This is a genomic window from Streptosporangium sp. NPDC002607 (assembly GCF_053592655.1).
In genome coordinates this window covers 1-2,810 of the sequence record NZ_JBSFWD010000147.1, presented here as the reverse complement: position 1 = coordinate 2,810, position 2,810 = coordinate 1, and the positions used below count along the sequence as shown (strand labels likewise).

Genomic DNA, 2,810 nt, shown 5'->3' with positions numbered 1-2,810 from the left:
GATGCGGGCGCCGTCGTTGGTGGCCAGGTTGTAGACGTCCAGGGCCTTGCCGCTGGTCCGGTTGACCAGGACATACCAGGCGTTGGTGTCGATCGGGCCGGGCGTCGGTGTGGGGTTGTTGCCGGCGTTGAGCGCGTTCAGCACCGAGGTGTAGGCGGCCTTCTTGTTGCCGGCGGCGTCGAAGAGCAGGGGGTTCTCTCCGGTGCGCCAGGAGTCGCTGTCGCGGATGCCCCAGACGGTGATGCCGGTGCAGCGGGAGACGTTCAGGCAGGCGCGGGTGACGGTGGCATACACGTTGGCCTGGTTGGAGCCGGCGATGTCGAGTTCGGTGATCTGGACGTCGACGCCGAGGTCGGCGAAGCGCTGGAGGTTGGCCTGGTAGTCGCCGGGGACGGAGTTGGTCAGGTGGGACTGGAAGCCGACGCAGTCGATGGGGACGCCGCGCGACTTGAAGTCGCGGACCATGTTGTGGATCGCGGTGCTTTTGGCGTTGATGCCGTCGGTGTTGTAGTCGTTGTAGCAGAGCTTGGCGCCGGGGTCGGCGGCGCGGGCCGCCCGGAACGCCGCCTCGATCCAGTCGTTGCCGGTTCGCTGGAGGCTGGAGTCACGCCGGGCGCCGGAGGTGCCGTCGGCGAAGGCCTCGTTGACGACGTCCCAGGAGTGGATCTTGCCGCGGTAGTAGGTGGCGACCTGGGTGACGTGGTTGATGGCGGCGCTGCGCAGTGTCGAGCCGGACAGGCTCTGCGCCCAGCCGGGCATCTGCGAGTGCCAGAGCAGGGCGTGTCCGCGTACCTTCATGCCCCGGCTGATCGCGTGATTCGCGATCCGGTCGCCGTTGGTGTAGTTGAACGAGCCGCGCGACGGTTCGGTGGCGTCCCATTTCATCTCGTTCTCGGCGGTGACCGAGTTGAACTCGCGGTTCAGGATGTTCACGTAGGTGGAGTCGCCGAGCTTGCCGGCGGCGACGGCCGCGCCGAAGTAGCGACCGCCTCTCTCCGCCGCCGACGCGCCCAGTGTGGAGGCGGCGCTCGCCGGAGCGGAGATCGCCACCGACATGCCGATGGCGACCACGCAGGCGCTCAGCAGGGACAGGAGTTTCCACAGCCGGGTGTGCCCGGAAGACCGGGCCGATCGGCTTGGGGCGTGCATCATGGGGTGCCTTTCCGTTTCACGGTGTGGTGAGGTCGAAGCGGCGTACGGTCACCGCGCCGCCGAGGGACTGGGTGGCGTAGTTGAAGATCCCGAAGCGGTAGCCCATGAAGAACTGCCAGGCGTTGTTCAAGGTGAAGGCCGGTCCGAACGAGGTGAAGTTGGTCCCGTCGGTGCTGTAGGAGAACCGCGCCTGGCGGCCCGAGCCGGGCTGGATGTCGGCGTTGACGCGCAGCCAGATCCGGCCGCCGGAGACGTTCGCGCTCGCGGCCTCGGTGCCGGTTCCGGTGGTCTGCCAACTGCTGTTCATGGTCAGGCCGTTGGTCATCACGACGCGGGTCGTCCCGCTGTCGCGCTTGAGGCCGATCCAGGCCGACTGGTCGCGGAGCATGGCCAGCCCGGCGCGATCGCCGTTGGCCATCTGCGAGTGGTCGAGCTCGATCGTCGCCGTCGACGACGGGCCCTGGATGCGGTGGGTCAGGGTGTTGCGGGCGTTGTACAGGTCGCCTGTGACGGTCGCGGTCTGCAGCCGTAGCCCGTTGCCTGCCGACCACTTGGTGTTGTCGGGATTGTGGTTCCACTCCCACCGGTGGCCGAGCGCGCTCGACGTGAACGTGTCCGGGCCGATCATCGACCGCACGGTCTTTGAGGTCTGGATGTTCGGCCGCGGATACGTGCTGCTCCAGCCGCCGTCGACCGTCTGGACGGTCGGCCAGCCGTCGGAGCTCCAGTTGATCGGCGCCAGGGCCGGCACCCGGCCGCCGGGGTAGGCGTCGACGAACGACATGTAGTACCAGGCGCCGTTCTGCGTCTGGACCAGGCCGCCCTGGTGGGGCACGCCGCCGCCGGAGATCGGGCCCGGCATGTTCAGCAGGACCTGGCGCATCTCGTACGGGCCGAACGGGCTGGCCGACCGCAGGACGTATTGGCCGTTCGCGGGCCGGGTCAGCCAGATGTAGTAGTAGCCGTTCCGCTTGTAGAAGCGGGCGCCCTCCAGGGTGCCGACGCTGGAGGGGGTCTGGAACACCTGCTGGGCGCGCACCTGGCTGAGCCCGTCGGCCGAGAGCTGGGCGACGCTGATCGTGCCGTTGCCGTAGGCGACGTACATCGTGTCGTTGTCGTCGACGAGCAGGCCGGCGTCGTAGTAGCAGTTGTTGATCTGGGAGCGCTTGGTCCAGGTGCCGTCCACCGCCGAGGCGGTGTAGACGTAGGTGCGGTTGAACTCGACGCAGCCCATCCAGTAGTACGTGCTGTTGCTCGGCCGGTAGTTGAGGGTCGATGCCCAGATGCCCTTCACGTACCCCCGGCCGCCGTCGAGGTCGTAGGCGTTCGAGTTGAAGTCGAGCCGGGGGACCGAGTGGCCGGCGTACTCCCAGTCGACCAGGTTGTAGGAGCGCAGGATCGGCGCGCCCGGAGAGTAGTGCATCGTCGAGGCCGAGTAGTAGTAGGCGTCGCCGACCCGGATGATGTCGCCGTCGGCGAAGTCCTGCCACACGACCGGATTGGTGTAGTTGCCCCCCGTGGTCGGCGTTGGCGTGGGGGTCGGGTTCGGTTCGCTGCCGACCTGGACGAGTTGCCACTGCTGGTTGGCGCCGTTCCAGTCGGTGTACTGGACGATGTTGGCGCCGTCGGCGGTGGAGGCGCCTTGGACCTCCAGGGCC

The 2,810-nt window shown here is 67.9% G+C and carries 2 protein-coding genes; both read right to left on the bottom strand.

The features are described from left to right. Positions 1 to 1,152, bottom strand: a 1,152-nt coding sequence (locus ACWD3H_RS47505; RefSeq protein ID WP_451959779.1) for an endo-1,4-beta-xylanase, incomplete at its 3' end; no start/stop codon positions are given. A 16-nt stretch (positions 1,153 to 1,168) separates the two neighbouring features. Next, a partial coding sequence (locus tag ACWD3H_RS47500; RefSeq protein WP_451959778.1) for a family 43 glycosylhydrolase occupies positions 1,169 to 2,810 on the bottom strand: 1,642 nt, incomplete at its 5' end.